Genomic DNA, 14,327 nt, shown 5'->3' with positions numbered 1-14,327 from the left:
AGGACGAACAGGTATACTCCTTTCATGTCGTGTAGGAAATACGTAGACAAAGAGGAGGTTATGTGATGGTAAGTATTGTTCTTGCTAGCCACGGGGACTTGGCAGCCGGAATCAAGCAGACGGGCTCGATGGTCTTTGGCGATCAGCCGTCTGTGGCCGTGGTCTCGCTCGAGCCGAGCATGGGCCCCGACGACTTCCGTGCCAAGGTCGAGGAAGCAATCGCTTCCTTCGAGGACCAGGAGCAGGTGCTCTTCCTCGTTGATCTGTGGGGCGGCACGCCGTTCAACCAGATCAGCGGTCTCATCGAGGGCCACGATTCCTGGGCTATCGTCACCGGTGTCAACCTGCCTATGCTCATCGAGGCATATTCGCAGCGCTTTGACGCAAAGAACACTGCACATGCGATCGCAAAACATCTCGTGACTGAGGCTAAGGCTGGCGTGCGCGTCAAGCCCGAGTCTCTGGAGCCCGAGGAGAAGAAGCCGGCCACGGCCGCCGCTGCTCCTGCAGGCGCCATCCCTCCGGGAACGGTCATCGGCGATGGGCACATCAAGATCGCCCACGTCCGTATCGACACCCGTCTGCTGCATGGTCAGGTGGCCACCACGTGGACCAAGCAGATCAACCCCAACCGCATCATCGTGGTTTCCGACGGCGTTGCTCACGACGAGCTCCGCAAGACCATGATCGAGCAGGCTGCCCCTCCGGGAGTCCATGCCAACGTCGTGCCCATCAAGAAGATGGCCGAGGTTGTCAAGGACACGCGCTTTGGTGACACCAAGGCCATGCTGCTCTTTGAGAACCCGCAGGATCTGCTCAAGGCTATCGAGGCCGGCGTCGACATCAAGGAAGTCAACATCGGTTCCATGGCTCACTCCAAGGGCAAGGTCGTCGTCACCAACGCCGTCGCTATGGGCGATGACGACGTCAAGACTCTCGAGGCCCTCAAGGCCAAGGGCGTCAAGTTCGAGGTCCGCAAGGTTCCTTCGGATTCCTCCGAGGATCTCGACGCCATGTTGAAGAAAGCTAAGGCCGAACTGGCCGCTCAAGCATAGTAAAGGAGGGTCCGATACATGTCTGCAATCACTATTCTGCTTGTTGCGATTGTCGCGTTGCTTGCCGGTATGGAAGGCATTCTGGATGAGTTCCAGTTCCATCAGCCGCTCGTGGCATGCACGCTTATCGGTCTCGTAACCGGTCACCTTCAGGAGGGCATCCTCCTGGGCGGTTCGCTCCAGATGATGGCCCTTGGCTGGGCTAACGTCGGCGCCGCCGTCGCACCTGACGCCGCTCTGGCCTCGGTCGCTTCTTCGATCATCATGGTGCTCGCCCTCAACGGTGGCGCTACCGATTCGGCCAAGGCCGTTACCGCCGCCATCGCCGTCGCAGTCCCGCTGTCGGTCGCTGGTCTGTTCCTGACCATGATCTGCCGTACCCTGGCTACCGCTATCGCTCACGCCATGGACGGTTGCGCCGAGAAGGGCGACTTCTCCGGCATCGAGCGCTGGCAGTACGCCGCCATCCTCATGCAGGGCCTTCGTATCGCCATCCCGGCAGTACTTCTGTGCATCATCCCGGCCGAGGCGGTTACCAACGCGCTTAACGCTATGCCCGACTGGCTGTCCGGCGGCATGGCTGTCGGCGGCGGCATGGTCGCCTCCGTCGGTTACGCCATGGTCATCAACATGATGGCCACCAAGGAGACCTGGCCGTTCTTCATCCTCGGCTTTGTCCTTGCTGCCATCCCTCAGCTCACGCTGATCGCTCTTGGCCTCATCGGCATCTCCCTTGCCCTCATCTACCTTGGCCTCAAGGATCTGGCCAAGCAGGGTGGCGGCATGGGCGGTGGCTCCGGTGACCCGCTCGGCGACATTCTGAACGATTACGAGTAGGAGGGGAGTGATACATATGGCAGAGAACAAGATTCAGCTCACCAAGGCTGACCGCAAGAAGGTTTGCTTCCGTCATCAGTTCCTTCAGGGCTCGTGGAACTACGAGCGTATGCAGAATGGCGGCTGGTGCTTCGCAATGATCCCTGCGATCAAGAAGCTCTACACCAGCAAGGACGACCAGATTTCCGCGCTTAAGCGCCACCTGGAGTTCTATAACACCCATCCCTATGTTTCCGCCCCCGTCATTGGCGTTACCCTCGCTCTCGAGGAGGAGCGCGCCAACGGTGCGCCGATCGATGACGTCGCCATTCAGGGCGTCAAGGTCGGTATGATGGGCCCGCTCGCCGGCGTCGGCGACCCCGCCTTCTGGTTCACCCTTCGCCCGATCCTGGGCGCTCTGGGCGCTTCCCTGGCCCTGTCCGGCAGCATCGCCGGTCCGCTGCTGTTCTTCTTCGCGTGGAACATCATCCGTTACGCCTTCCTGTGGTACACGCAGGAGTTTGGCTATAAGGTCGGCTCCTCCATCGCCAAGGACCTCTCCGGCGGTCTGATGGGCAAGGTCACCGAGGGTGCTTCCATCCTGGGTATGTTCATCATCGGCGCCCTGGTCGAGCGTTGGGTGTCCATCTCCTTCACCCCGGTCGTCTCCAAGGTCACGCAGTCTGCCGGCGCCTTCATTGACTGGGCTAACCTGCCTTCCGGTGCCGAGGGCATCAAGGAAGCGCTGACGATGTACAACTCCGTCGGTGCTACCGCCCTTGATCAGGTGAAGGTCACCACGCTTCAGGCTAACCTCGATCAGCTCATCCCCGGCCTTGCTGCCGTGTGCCTGACGCTGTTCGTCTGCAAGCTGCTCAAGAAGAAGGTCAGCCCGATCGTCATCATCCTGGCTCTCTTCGCCGTCGGTATCATCGGTCGCGTTTGCGGCTTCATGTAAGCACGCTTCGGCTTAAGACCGAGAGTTGCTAGGCAAGGGCTTTTGAGCCATTGAAACGGACCGCACCCGGTGGGTACACTGGATGCGGTCCGATTGTTTTATTTGGAGGGCGAGGCGCGCATGGCGCAATCTCAGAACAGCACGGTCGATCTGGCAACACCGGCAACCTGCCTGATGGGCCTTACCAGCCACGGTAACGTGATGGTGGGCAATAAGGCGTTCGAGTATTACAACGAGCGCAATCCCGAGGATTTTATTCAAATTCCGTGGGACGAGGTCGACTATATTGCCGCCGAGGTTTTGCGCGGCACTAAGAAGATCACGCGTTTTGCTATCTTTACCAAGGATAACGGCCACTTTACGTTTTCGACGCGCGACGACAAAGAGACGCTTCGTGCAGTTCGCAAGTACGTCGACGAGGATAAGCTCGTGCGTTCGCCCGACTTTATCGATGTGACGGCCAAGGGCGCCAAGAGCATCCCCTCCGTTATCAAAGGCCTTTTTCACAAAGGCAACTAGTCGTCTGCGACGTTCTTATACGACTAGTCATTTAAGAACGTCCCCAATGACTACCTGTAGCTCTTCGCGGGATTCGCTGGGGAAATATCATCCCAGTTTGAGCGCCTATTCTGGGATGCAGTTTCCGGAACAGGCTCATTTGGGAAACCATATCCCGTTTCGAGCTCAAATTTCGGGTCGTAGTTTCCTAGAGAGGCCCCATCCGGAAAGCCCGTCCCAGAATTCGTCTGGATAGTGGGACACGCTTTCCGGAGGGCTGCTCTACCGTAACTTCGAAGAGTGGCTATGCGCTGCATGGCAGTGGCGCAAATCTGCTACACTAGTACAACATGCCTCCGTAGCTCAGGGGATAGAGCACCGCTCTCCTAAAGCGGGTGTCGACGGTTCGAATCCGCCCGGGGGCACCAGAGCAATATCGAGCCCGGTACCACCACGGTGCCGGGCTCTTCTGGTCTAAGGGCCGGATTCGGGCCGTCGACACCCGCGTCACCGATTTTCCCGCGGGGGGAGTTTTCGAATCCGCCCGGGGGCACCAGAGCAATATCGAGCCCGGTACCGCTGCGGTACCGGGCTCTTCTGGTTTAAAGGCATGCCGTAGTTTTCGCTGCTTCGGATAAAGAAAGCGCCCGCTTGCTGGGGGAGCAAGCGGGCGCCTGTGAGCGAATATGTTTGCGGCATCAGCCGCTGTGGGCAATGTCTCGATGACTAGTTGGTCGTGCCGGAATCGTCGCCTGAATCGGTGCCAGAGCCAGAAATCGAAACCGTCAGCGTGATCGTGCTGTCGGTGGACTGTTTGCCAGTGGGGGAGACGCCCGTCACGGTGGCGTTTTCGTTACCACTCACGGGGTTGCCGTTCTGATCGCAGAATGCGATGTTGTAGAATCCGGCGTTGTTGAGCGCGGTGACGGCGGAGGAGATGCTCTTGCCGTACAGGTTGCCCGGAACGTTTGCCTTGCCGGACTTCTTGGCGATGACGACGGTAATCGTGGCGCCGGGCTTTTGCTTACCGCTGGGGTTCCAGCTAATGACGGTGCCCTCGGTGACGGAATCGTTCTCCTGGTAGGTCACATCGACGCCGAAGCCGGCCATATCGAGGGCGTTGCGTGCCTGAGCCTCGGTCATGTCGGTCAGATCGGGAACGGAGGTGGTGTCGGGTCCACTCGAGACTTTGTACGAAATGGTCGTGCCCTTCTCGACTTCCTTGCCCGCATCGGTGCCCTGTTCAAAGACTTCGCCCTTTTCGGCCTCGTTGGCTTCCTCGGTGGCATTGCCCTTAAGGCCGACGCTTGCCAGCGCCGCCTCTGCCTGGTCCTTGGTCAGACCAACGAGCTGCGGGACATCAACCTTCTCGGAGGGCTTGGGACCCTTGGAGATTACCAGATTCACCTTGGTGCCCTTGGGCTTCTTGGTGTGACCGTTAGGAGTCTGCTCGACAACCTTTCCCTCGTCGACGTCGTCGTTGTAGCTCTGGTCAATGGTTCCGACGTCAAGGCCGGCATCCTTAATCAGTTCGACGGCGGTCTGCTGGTCCTTACCCAACACATCGGGAACCGGGACCTGCTCGCCGCCAAAGAGTCCGGTGGCAAAGGCCACGATGACGCCGATTACGGCTACCGCAGCAACTACGGCGGCGATGATCTTGTTCTTGTTGGATTTGGGCTGCTCGGTGGCGTAAGAGCCGGTTGAACCCGAGACGGAGCTGCGAGCGTTATTTTGTCCGCTCACGCCCGAGACGGGGCGTACCATGGCGCGCGTCTGGTCGGATAGCTCTCGGGTCTTGGTGGCACCCAGGTCGCCAACGGCGCCGATAACGCGCGTAGGCTCCGGCACGTTGACGGCGCGACCAGACAGGTAGCTGTTGAGCACCTGACGCAGCTCGTCGGCCGTCTGGAAACGGTTAGCCGGATCTTTTTCCATGCACTTGAGGATAATGCGCTCAAGATCGGCATCGACACCGGAGTTGATCTGGCTCGGCGGCACGGGCAGCTCGTTGACCTGCTTGAGTGCGACCGAGATGGCATCGTCGCCGTCGAAAGGCACGCGGCCGGTGGCGCACTCGTACATCACGACGCCCAGCGAGTAAATGTCCGAGGTGGGGCCTAGATCCTGCCCGCGGGTCTGCTCGGGACTTACGTAGTGGGCGGTGCCCAAAACGTTGTTGTCCTGCGTAAGGTGGCTGTTCTTGGCGCGCGCGATGCCAAAGTCCATGACCTTGATGTTGCCGTCGGGCAGCACCATGATGTTCTGCGGCTTAATATCGCGGTGGATGATCTCGTGCTTGTGGGCGACCGAAAGTGCGGAGCTGATCTGCGAGCCGATCTGAGCGACCTTTTTGGGGTCAAGGGCGCCGTGGCTCTTGATGCCGCTCTTAAGGTCGGTGCCGCGCAGGTATTCCATGACGATGTAATAGGTGTCGCCGTCCTTGCCCCAATCGTAGACGCCGACGATATAGGGGGAGGAGAGGCCGGCGGCTGCCTGGGCCTCCTGCTTAAAGCGTGCGGCAAAGGTGGCGTCGCCGGCATATTGCGGCAGCATGATTTTGATAGCTACCGTGCGGTCGAGGACCTGGTCCTGTGCACGGTAGACGGTCGCCATGCCGCCTGTCCCTACCTTATCCTTGAGGAGGTATCTTCCCCCGAGGACCCTCTGTTCCATTCCTGCTCCTAACATGACTATTCGCTCAACGATGTGTGTAGTACCAAATTTGAGGCCGCTGGGGCCGTGTGGCGCATTGCCGCTAGCGTTATCGGCCGCGGCACGCCCCATGCTTGCGCATCAATCACGGGCATCACGCTCCCTGGGCGGCAAGCGCCGCGGTCAGGACGATGCCGGCGATCTTTGCCGCCTCGACGTCGTGCTTGTCGTAATCCTCCAAGGCTACCGAGATGGCGACCGTGGGTGAATCGTAAGGCGCAAAACCGACGAACATCGAGTTGACGGTGGTACCGACGGTCTCGGCAGAGCCGGTCTTGCCGGCAACCTTGACGCCCGGAATCTGGGCATCGGTGCCGGTGCCGGATTGAACGACGTCGAGCATGGCCTGTTTGACCTGTTCGGCCGTGGTGGCGCTGACGGCCTGGCCCAGTGAGCGGGACTGCGTGGTCTTGACCACGGTTCCGTCTGGGGCGAGCACCTGGGCAACGAAGAACGGGTCCATGACGACGCCGCTGTTGGCGATGGCCGCCGCAATAACGGCGTTCTGCATGACGGTGGTCTGCGGACCCGGCGTGTGGTCCATGCCGACGGGCTGGCCGGCGCCGGCCCAGGCGGTTTCCCACTCGGTCATGAGCGAGGGGTCGGCCATGATGGACGCCGTGGCGGTTAGGTCCTGACCGAGCTTTTGGCCATAGCCAAAGGCGTTGGCGAACTGTACGAGTGAGCTGGCGCCGACCTCGTTTGCCACCTGACCAAAGACGACGTTGGACGACACGGCAAAGGCCTGCTGCAGGCTAATCGTGCCGTAGCTCTCATTGGCGGAGTTGGTGACCGGTGCATTGCCGATATCCATGGAACCGGGCGCCTGATAAGTGCTCGAAAGGCTTGCGGTGCCGGTCTCGAGTGCCGCCGAAAGCGTGACGACCTTAAACGTGGAGCCCGGAGTATAGAGGGCGTCCATGGCGCGGTCGTACATAGAACCGTCCTCACCGCCGCCCGATTGCAGCAGGGCGTCGATGTTGGTGTTGTCGTAGGTGGGCGAGCTGGCGCATGCGAGCACCGCGCCAGTGCGCGGGTCCATGACCACAATGGCGCCCTTAAAGCCCTTGAGAGCCTGTTCGGCGGCCGTCTGGATGCGGGAGTCGATGGTGAGCTTGGCGGTGTTGCCCGGCTGGTTTTGGCCCGCGAGCGACGCGATGGCGTTGTTCCAGCTGGAGTAATCCTTGGAACCGGTGAGCGTGTCGTTCATCACGCTCTCGATGCCGGCGGTACCGTACTGCTGGCTCACATAGCCAACCACATGGGCGGCCAGGTTGCCGTTAGGGTAGGAGCGTACGTAGGTGCCGTCCTCCTGTTGCAGCGATTCGGCCAGCGTCACGCCGTCGGACGTGATGATGGAGCCGCGCTGGATGTACTTGGAACGGGCGATGGTGTGATTGTTAGTCGGCATATCCTGGTAATCCTTGGCCTTGATGACCTGGACATAGGTGAGGTTGCCGATGAGGATGGCGAACAGGGCCGTAAAGGCAAACACCGCGCGGGTTAGGCGGTTGGCGAGCGCCACGCGGCCGAGCACGCCAGATTCGGGCGTATCGAGCAGGCGACGACGCATGCGCGAGCCGGTGGAGTGGCTGCCACGGCCGTAGGAAGACGAAGAAGCGAAGCGCGTGCCGGCATGCGCCGCGGCAGAAGCGACCTGGTCGTCAGAGATAGCGGCCATGGTGCCGGTACCGGTGAGCTCGGCTTCGCGACCGGTGGCCTCATCGCCGGCGCGCAGCAAAAGCGCGACAATGATAAAGCTCGCCAGCAGCGAGGAGCCGCCCTGGCTCATAAAGGGCAGGGTGACGCCGGTCAGCGGAATCAGGCGGGTAACGCCGCCAACGATCAAGAAGGCCTGGAAGCTAATGGCGGCCGTGAGGCCCGTGGCGCTAAATGCGGCAAGGTCGGACTTAGCGCGGGCGGCCGTGGTCAGGCCTCGCACGGCAAAGAGCATAAACAGGACGAGTACGGCGCCGCCGCCCAAAAGGCCCATTTCCTCGCCGATGGCCGAGAAAATGAAGTCGGACTCGACGACGGGGATGTTATTGGCCATGCCGTTACCGATGCCAACGCCGATAAGACCGCCGTCAGCCAACGAGAAAAGGGATTGCACAATCTGGTAGCCCTGGCCCTGGGCATCCTTAAAGGGGTCGGCCCAGATCTGGAAACGTACCTGGACATGCGACAGGAACTTGTAGGCGCCCACGGCACCCACTGCCAAAAGCGCAAGGCCGATGACGACATACGAGAAACGTCCCGTGGCGACGTAGAGCATCAGCAAGAAGATGGTGTAGAACAGCACGGCGGAGCCCAAGTCGCGCTCGAAGACAACGACCAGAAGGCATACACCCCACACAGCGAACAGCGGTAGCAGCAGGCGCAGGCGCGGGACCTTGAGGCCCAAGATCTTACGATTGGAGATGGAGAGTAGCTCGCGGTTTTCGGCTAGGTATCCGGCCAAGAACAATACGATAAAAATCTTGGCGAACTCGCCGGGCTGGATGGTGAAGCCGGCGATGCGAATCCACAGCTTGGAGCCCGAAATGGTGGTGCCGATAAAGATGGGCAGCATCAGCAAGATGATGCCGATGATGCCAAAGGTGTACTTGTAGCGCATGACCACATCGAGATTCTTGATCATCGCGAGCGTGCCCACCATCAGTGCCACCGAGACAAACAGAATGACGAGCTGCGAGATGGCGAGGGCGGGTGCCAGACGCGTTACGAACGTGATGCCGATACCCGAAAGCACAAAGACGATGGGCAGGATGGCCGGATCGGCACCGGGCGCCAGGATGCGCACGGCGATATGCGCCGCGGCGAAGGCGGCAAAGAGACCGATCGGCACGGCGAGCGTTTCAAACGAGATGGAAGCGCCTGCGGTGAGCACGTACATCGCATACAGCAGGATGACGGGGAACGCCGAGGCGATGAGCAAGAGCATTTCGGTGTTGCGGCGACTCATAAGCGGCACTCCCTTTCTAATTCTTATCGGAGGCTTCGGCCTCGGCGGACTGTTCGGCGGTTTTTTCGGAATTCGATTTGGAAGTCGATTCCTGGTCGGTGTTGTCGCGAATCGTTTGCGCGTCGATCACCTGGCGGGTCTGTTCCTCATCGATTTGATGACGGTACTTGGAGATAGTGTCCTGCGCGTCGTCGACACTCGTTTGCGGAATGCCTGCTTTCAGACGATTCTGCGTGTCTTCGGGTAGGTCGGATAGCTTGATGGCGGTCGTGCTCTCGAGCCAGTGCAGCTTAAGGCCGAGCGGCTTGCCGGGAATGCCCCGGTAGACCGCGACGGTGTCCTTGTAGGTGCCCAGGTAATACGAGCCGGTGACGCCCGCGTAGGCCCAGATGGCTGCCGCCAGCACAAAAGCGATGCCCAGGATGGCGGCAATGGTGACGTTGCGGCGGCGAACGCGCTTCGCCTCGCGCATGACGCCGTCGTCGACCAGGTCCACAACGACTACCGTCACGTTGTCGTGGCCGCCGGCAGCGAGCGCGGCGTCTACCAGGTTGTCGACGCAAATCTGCGCCGTAGACGATTGCGTGGCGATGTTTTCGATTTCGCTATCGGGAATCATGCTCGAAAGGCCGTCCGAGCACAGGATCAGGCGGTCGCCCTCTTCGATGTGCAGGGTAAAGTGGTCGGCATACATGGCGGGGTCCGAACCCAGCGCACGCGTGATAACCGAGCGGTTGGGATGGACGCGCGCCTCATCGGCTGTAATTTCGCCAGCGTCCACGAGCTCCTCCACATAGGAGTGGTCGCGGGTCACGCGGATGAGCGTGCCCTCGTGGAGCAGGTAGGCGCGCGAGTCGCCCACGTGGGCGATGGCGAGCATGTCGTTTTCGATATAGGCGCAGGTCGCCGTGCAGCCCATACCGGGCTTGCCCAGGCCGTTGAGTGCGGCCTCGATGACGGCGGCGTTGGCAGCTTCGACGGCTGCGGCTAGGCGCGCGGCGTCGGCAGCCTGTGGCGCCGTCTTGGCGATGGTCTCGACCGCGATGGAGGAGGCTACCTCGCCGGCGGCGTGACCACCCATGCCGTCGCACACGCAAAAGAGCGGCGACTGTACCAGGTAGGAGTCCTCGTTGTGCGGACGCACGCAGCCAACATCGGAGCGGGCGCCCCACATGAGTTGCGTGGTGGTGCCGGCATCGTAGGTCGAATCGGTCTCGATGCGCTCGTCGGCCAGCGGCTCAAAACTCATGGTCGAACCAGGGTCCTTGAGCTTGGCCTCCACGGCGGCGACATCAATCTCGGCCGTGTCGCCGGGCGAGACGGCGTTGGCCTCGTTGCTCGGGTCGTCGACTTTAGACGTGGCGGGCACTTCGGTTGTGTGGTCGGCAGGCTCTTCGTCTTGCGGGGCGACGGCTGCGGGCTCGGGTGCCGCGAAGTGTGCGGGCGCGGGCGTGCTGTGGGGCTGAGAGGCGTCCTCCGTCGCTGCGACGGGCATCTCTTCGGCCGTAGGCTGCACGGCCTCGGGCGCCGATGCGGCCGCGGGGGAGGATGCCGCCGCGGGTGCCGGTGTAGATGCGGGCTCGGGCGCTGCGGTGGGTGCTGGAACTACGGGAAACACCGGTGCCGTGGGCTCGGGGGCCAAAAACACCGCGGCACTCTCATCGATTGCCGCGGCGACAGACTCGGCAAAGTGGGCCGGCGCAGGTGTAGTTTCCGGTGCCGAAGGTTGATCGGCAACGGCGTGCGCGCCGATGGGGGCATCGGTGGAATTATCTTCATCCTGGCCATCGGTGGGCATCGGATGGTCTTGCGTTACATGCGAAAGAGGCAGGGAGAACACGGTGTCCTCGGGCTCCACGGGCGCAGGGCCCGCCGGGGCGGCATGAGCCGGCACGGCCGCGGGGGCAGCCAGTGCCTCGGACATGGTTGCGGACTTGTTCTCCTCGTCGATCATCGACGGTTCACCTTCATGACCACGTCGCCAATCTGGACTTCGTCGCCCTCGCGCAGCGTTGCGGGCTCCACCAGCTGGCGGCCGTTAACAAGGGTGCCGTTGAGCGAGTTGAGGTCCTCGATAATAAGTGCCGGGCCCTGCAGCGAAAAACGCGCATGCGAGGCAGAGACAAACGGCTCGTTGATGCAGATGTCAGATGACGGCGAACGACCGACGATGACGGGGCCAAGCATATCCACGTGAATACCGCGGATGCCGCGCGGGCCCTTGTCCACATCGATCGTCCAGATGGCAGAGTCGCGGCGCTGGCCGCGCACGAGCCCCACGCCGGTCTTCATGACGGCGAACAAGAAGATATAAAGCAGGACGACCAGTACGATGCGGCCTGCAAAAAGGACGATATCGATGTTCATAAGCGATTAACCCCTAAATTCAAAGGTGCTCAGGCCAAACGTTAGCAGATCGCCGTTGCGCAGCGGGCAGCGCGTGATGCGGCGGTTGTTGACGAGCGTGCCGTTGGTGGAGTTGAGGTCCTCGATCGACCAGTCAGAGCCGGTAAAGGTGAGCTGGGCATGACGGCGCGACACGTTGGGGTCGCGCAGGGCGATGTCGGATACCGAGCGCTCACGACCGATGGTCACCTGCGCGGAGGTGATGTTGTGGCTCTCGCCGCTCACGACGTCGACGAGTTGGGCGAGCGGACGCTGCGGGGCGCGGGGACTTGCCATGTTGGAGGCGATGCTGGTCGCAGCGCCAAGGCCCACGGCGGCGCCAGTGGCAGCCGCTCCGCCCATACCGGCAAGTGCGTCGCGCGAGACGGTTTGCGGCACAGGGATGGGGGCTGCGGGATCGGGGACATTGGGTGCAAAGGGGTCGGCCACAGCGAGCGGGTCGGGAGTGACAGCGCGGGGTGTCGGCTGCTGCTGGGGCATGGCGGCCGGGTGTTGCTGCGGCGATGCAAACTGCTGCTGACCGGCGCGGGGGGCGCTTGCGGCACGGCTTGTGGCCGAGCTGTTCTGTCCCAGGCCATTTTGATAGGCGCGCTCTTCCTCGTACAGACGGCCGAGCGTGGGAGCGTCGACGTTCTCGGCAAAGACCGAGAACTTGCCGGCGCGCAGCTGAGGGTCGATCATAAAGCGAACAAGGGGCTCGCCGACAAAGACGTAGCGGCGTTTTTCGGCCTGCGCCTTCACAAACTCGCGCACCTCGCGCGAAAGCTCGGGATAGAACGGGGCAAGCATGGGATCGTCATCGGTGGCGATCAGGATGGTATAGAGCGCCGGCGCGGTGTTGACGCCGTTGATCACCAGAGTTTGATCCTCCATGTCGCGAGCAGCCTGCTTGGCAAGCTTCTTAAAGGAGAACGGGGCACGGGTGGCACCGAAGATGCCGGCCACGTGGTCCTCGAAGATGTTCAGGAAGTTCACGAAAGATCACTCTCCGTATAGGTTCTTTGGTATCCGAGCAAATACAGGCATATCCCAACGATTATAGAGGATAGGATTCCCGCAACCGCCGCCTTGGCGACGACCGTGCCCGCAAGGCTGGCAATTTCCATATGGTGTGCAAGACAAAACGATACGGCCGAGCCGATACCGGCGACGGCAATTGCGACGATGGCGGCGAGGTTCGACCCCTGCTCGGCACGCTTGGCATGGGCATTGAGCAGCAGCGACGTTGCCGCGGCTGCTGCTGCGATCAGTGCGAAGGCGGCCCAGAGGAACGCGTCGCCCAGCGCTGCGGCGACATTGCCAAGCCCCAGCACGCCTCCCGTAGGGAGGGCAGCTGCGGCCAGGCGGGCAAAAAGCGCGCCTATACCCGTGGCGGCAGCGGCGCTTGCCGGGCCGAGCCAAAACGCCGCGAAGCCCGCGGCGGCCCCGGCGGCAAGGATGGCGTCGCCGGTTAGACAACCTAGCGCAAGCGCGCAGGTGAGTGCCGCGCTCGCGGCCGCTTCGGTGCGTCCCCAGGCAATCCACCATCCGGACATGGCGGCGGCAAAAATGACCGCGACCGGCAGCATCGACAGGATGCCCTGCGCCTGCATGGTGGCGTTGGCCATGAGCACCAAAAAGCCCACGGCCGAGATAGCCGAGCCGATCTGCGGTGCCAAGCCTGCCGCCGCGCCAATAGCGATGGCCGCGGCGACCAGCCCGGGAAGCGCCGCGACGCCCGCTGTCTGCATAAGCAAAAAGCTGAAGGTTGCACACGTTAGTGCCGAGATACCGCGCATGGTGTAATCGCGCGCGCAGCTCCAGCGCGTGCCCGCCCAACCGAGCGCGGGGTCGACCTCGATGGCGTTATCCTCGTAAGGCAGCGACTCCATATCGTCTGTTGCGTGCTCGTCGTCCGAAAGCTCGCTTACCATCTGCTCCAAGCTGCGACGGCCTTCGCGCACGCTCCCCAAGCCGGCAAGGAGTTGGTCGCAGAATGCCTCGATGCTATCGGGGCGGTCTTGCGGCATAGGGGAGAGGGCGCTCATGAGCGCTGCCTCGGCTCCCGGGGGAAAGTGCGGGATCAGCTCGCTGGGGTAGGTGGCGCCGCCGATGATGCGGTCGAGCGAGTCGGCAGGCGTTGCCGCCATAAAGGGGGCGCTGCCGCACAGGCCCTCGTAGATCACGCAGGCAAGGGCAAAGACATCGGCGCGCTCGTCGACCGTGCCGGTCTCGATATCGAGCTGTTCGGGCGGCATGTAGCCGATGGTGCCGCCGCGCGATCCGCCAAAGCCGCCGGCAGATGACAGCCGCGCCATGCCAAAGTCGGTGAGCTTTACATTGCCCGAGTGGTCAATGAGCACATTGGCGGGCTTTATGTCCAGATGAAGCACGCCGTTTGCATGGGCAAAGGTGAGCGCCTGACCCAACGCGTCGGCAATGGTCGCTGCCTCGTCAAAGGTGAGCGAGTGGCCGTCCACGCGATGCAAAAACTCGGCCAGCGACATGCCGTCGACATACTCCATGACCAGGTAGGCATAGGCGGTGTCATGCGTAAAGTCGATAACCTGCACGATATTGGGATGTTGAAGCATGGCGGCGGTATGTGCCTCGCGCAGTACATCCATGATGTCGCTGGCGGGCATGCCGGAGCCGTTGATAAGAGGGATGCGCTTAATGGCCACGCGACGGCGCAGGTGCGTGTCGCGGCAAATCTCGATGGAGCCAAAACCGCCGGTCGCAAGCGTCTCGAGCGGCTGGTACCGCTTGAGCAGCTCGCGAGAGCTGGTGCCCTCCAAAGGGACGTCCGGCGAGAACCGGGCGGTATGTTGCGAGAAAAGCGGCATGGCCAACCCTCGTGCGTTTAAAGTTCGTTTGCGAGCGGCGGGCGCGGGGCCGAGCCATTCGCGGCGGCATAGATGCTGCTAGTGTAGCA

10 protein-coding genes and 1 tRNA gene are annotated in these 14,327 nt (G+C 61.9%); 5 read left to right on the top strand and 6 right to left on the bottom strand.

What is annotated here, in order from left to right:
* Positions 1-65: 65 nt before the first annotated feature.
* From ACQRAJ_RS07130 to ACQRAJ_RS07110, 5 genes are all read left to right on the top strand, one after another.
* Positions 66-1,055: a PTS sugar transporter subunit IIB gene (locus tag ACQRAJ_RS07130; RefSeq protein WP_154518426.1), complete on the top strand. Its 990-nt coding sequence runs from the start codon at positions 66-68 to the stop codon at positions 1,053-1,055.
* A gap of 18 nt (positions 1,056-1,073) precedes the next feature.
* Positions 1,074-1,892, top strand: coding sequence for a PTS mannose/fructose/sorbose transporter subunit IIC (locus ACQRAJ_RS07125; protein ID WP_055285302.1), 819 nt, complete (start codon positions 1,074-1,076; stop codon positions 1,890-1,892).
* A 16-nt stretch (positions 1,893-1,908) separates the two neighbouring features.
* A complete protein-coding gene (locus ACQRAJ_RS07120; RefSeq protein ID WP_154518429.1) occupies positions 1,909-2,829 on the top strand; it encodes a PTS system mannose/fructose/sorbose family transporter subunit IID in 921 nt (306 codons plus the stop codon).
* 120 nt (positions 2,830-2,949) lie between these two features.
* Complete coding sequence (locus ACQRAJ_RS07115; RefSeq protein WP_427719318.1) at positions 2,950-3,348, top strand: DUF956 family protein; 399 nt, start codon at positions 2,950-2,952, stop codon at positions 3,346-3,348.
* A gap of 331 nt (positions 3,349-3,679) precedes the next feature.
* Positions 3,680-3,755: transfer RNA gene (locus ACQRAJ_RS07110), tRNA-Arg, on the top strand.
* A 298-nt stretch (positions 3,756-4,053) separates the two neighbouring features.
* Here ACQRAJ_RS07110 and pknB read toward each other — a convergent pair.
* The 6 genes from pknB to ACQRAJ_RS07080 form a co-directional block, all read right to left on the bottom strand.
* The gene (pknB, locus tag ACQRAJ_RS07105) at positions 4,054-6,003 is read right to left on the bottom strand and encodes a Stk1 family PASTA domain-containing Ser/Thr kinase (RefSeq protein ID WP_154518435.1); all 1,950 of its coding nucleotides are present in this window, start codon (positions 6,001-6,003) and stop codon (positions 4,054-4,056) included.
* 133 nt (positions 6,004-6,136) lie between these two features.
* Positions 6,137-9,007, bottom strand: coding sequence for an FtsW/RodA/SpoVE family cell cycle protein (locus ACQRAJ_RS07100; protein ID WP_427748173.1), 2,871 nt, complete (start codon positions 9,005-9,007; stop codon positions 6,137-6,139).
* Positions 9,008-9,023: 16 nt separating this feature from the next.
* Entirely contained in the window at positions 9,024-10,961 is a 1,938-nt protein-coding gene (locus tag ACQRAJ_RS07095; RefSeq protein WP_427727389.1) for a Stp1/IreP family PP2C-type Ser/Thr phosphatase, read from the bottom strand.
* On the bottom strand, positions 10,958-11,374 hold the full coding sequence (locus tag ACQRAJ_RS07090) for an FHA domain-containing protein (RefSeq protein WP_055250779.1): 417 nt from the start codon (positions 11,372-11,374) through the stop codon (positions 10,958-10,960). Before ACQRAJ_RS07090 ends, ACQRAJ_RS07095 begins: the two co-directional genes overlap by 4 nt.
* A 6-nt stretch (positions 11,375-11,380) precedes the next feature.
* Complete coding sequence (locus tag ACQRAJ_RS07085) at positions 11,381-12,388, bottom strand: FhaA domain-containing protein (RefSeq protein WP_427727391.1); 1,008 nt, start codon at positions 12,386-12,388, stop codon at positions 11,381-11,383.
* On the bottom strand, positions 12,385-14,238 hold the full coding sequence (locus tag ACQRAJ_RS07080; RefSeq protein WP_427748171.1) for a serine/threonine-protein kinase: 1,854 nt from the start codon (positions 14,236-14,238) through the stop codon (positions 12,385-12,387). The genes ACQRAJ_RS07085 and ACQRAJ_RS07080 overlap by 4 nt, the downstream gene beginning before the upstream one ends.
* Positions 14,239-14,327 lie beyond the last annotated feature (89 nt).

It is taken from the genome of Collinsella sp. SGI.184 (assembly GCF_050313415.1).
GTDB lineage: Bacteria > Actinomycetota > Coriobacteriia > Coriobacteriales > Coriobacteriaceae > Collinsella.
The sequence above is the reverse complement of the archived record's forward strand: the minus strand, read 5'-3'. Positions and strand labels throughout refer to the sequence as shown.

Coding starts and splice junctions, on each gene's coding strand:
- ACQRAJ_RS07095 (WP_427727389.1), bottom strand. CDS start 10,961: ATGATCGACGAGGAGAACAAGTCCGCAACCATGTCCGAGGCACTGGCT.
- ACQRAJ_RS07120 (WP_154518429.1), top strand. CDS start 1,909: ATGGCAGAGAACAAGATTCAGCTCACCAAGGCTGACCGCAAGAAGGTT.
- ACQRAJ_RS07115 (WP_427719318.1), top strand. CDS start 2,950: ATGGCGCAATCTCAGAACAGCACGGTCGATCTGGCAACACCGGCAACC.
- ACQRAJ_RS07125 (WP_055285302.1), top strand. CDS start 1,074: ATGTCTGCAATCACTATTCTGCTTGTTGCGATTGTCGCGTTGCTTGCC.
- ACQRAJ_RS07130 (WP_154518426.1), top strand. CDS start 66: ATGGTAAGTATTGTTCTTGCTAGCCACGGGGACTTGGCAGCCGGAATC.
- pknB (WP_154518435.1), bottom strand. CDS start 6,003: ATGGAACAGAGGGTCCTCGGGGGAAGATACCTCCTCAAGGATAAGGTA.
- ACQRAJ_RS07080 (WP_427748171.1), bottom strand. CDS start 14,238: ATGCCGCTTTTCTCGCAACATACCGCCCGGTTCTCGCCGGACGTCCCT.
- ACQRAJ_RS07090 (WP_055250779.1), bottom strand. CDS start 11,374: ATGAACATCGATATCGTCCTTTTTGCAGGCCGCATCGTACTGGTCGTC.
- ACQRAJ_RS07100 (WP_427748173.1), bottom strand. CDS start 9,007: ATGAGTCGCCGCAACACCGAAATGCTCTTGCTCATCGCCTCGGCGTTC.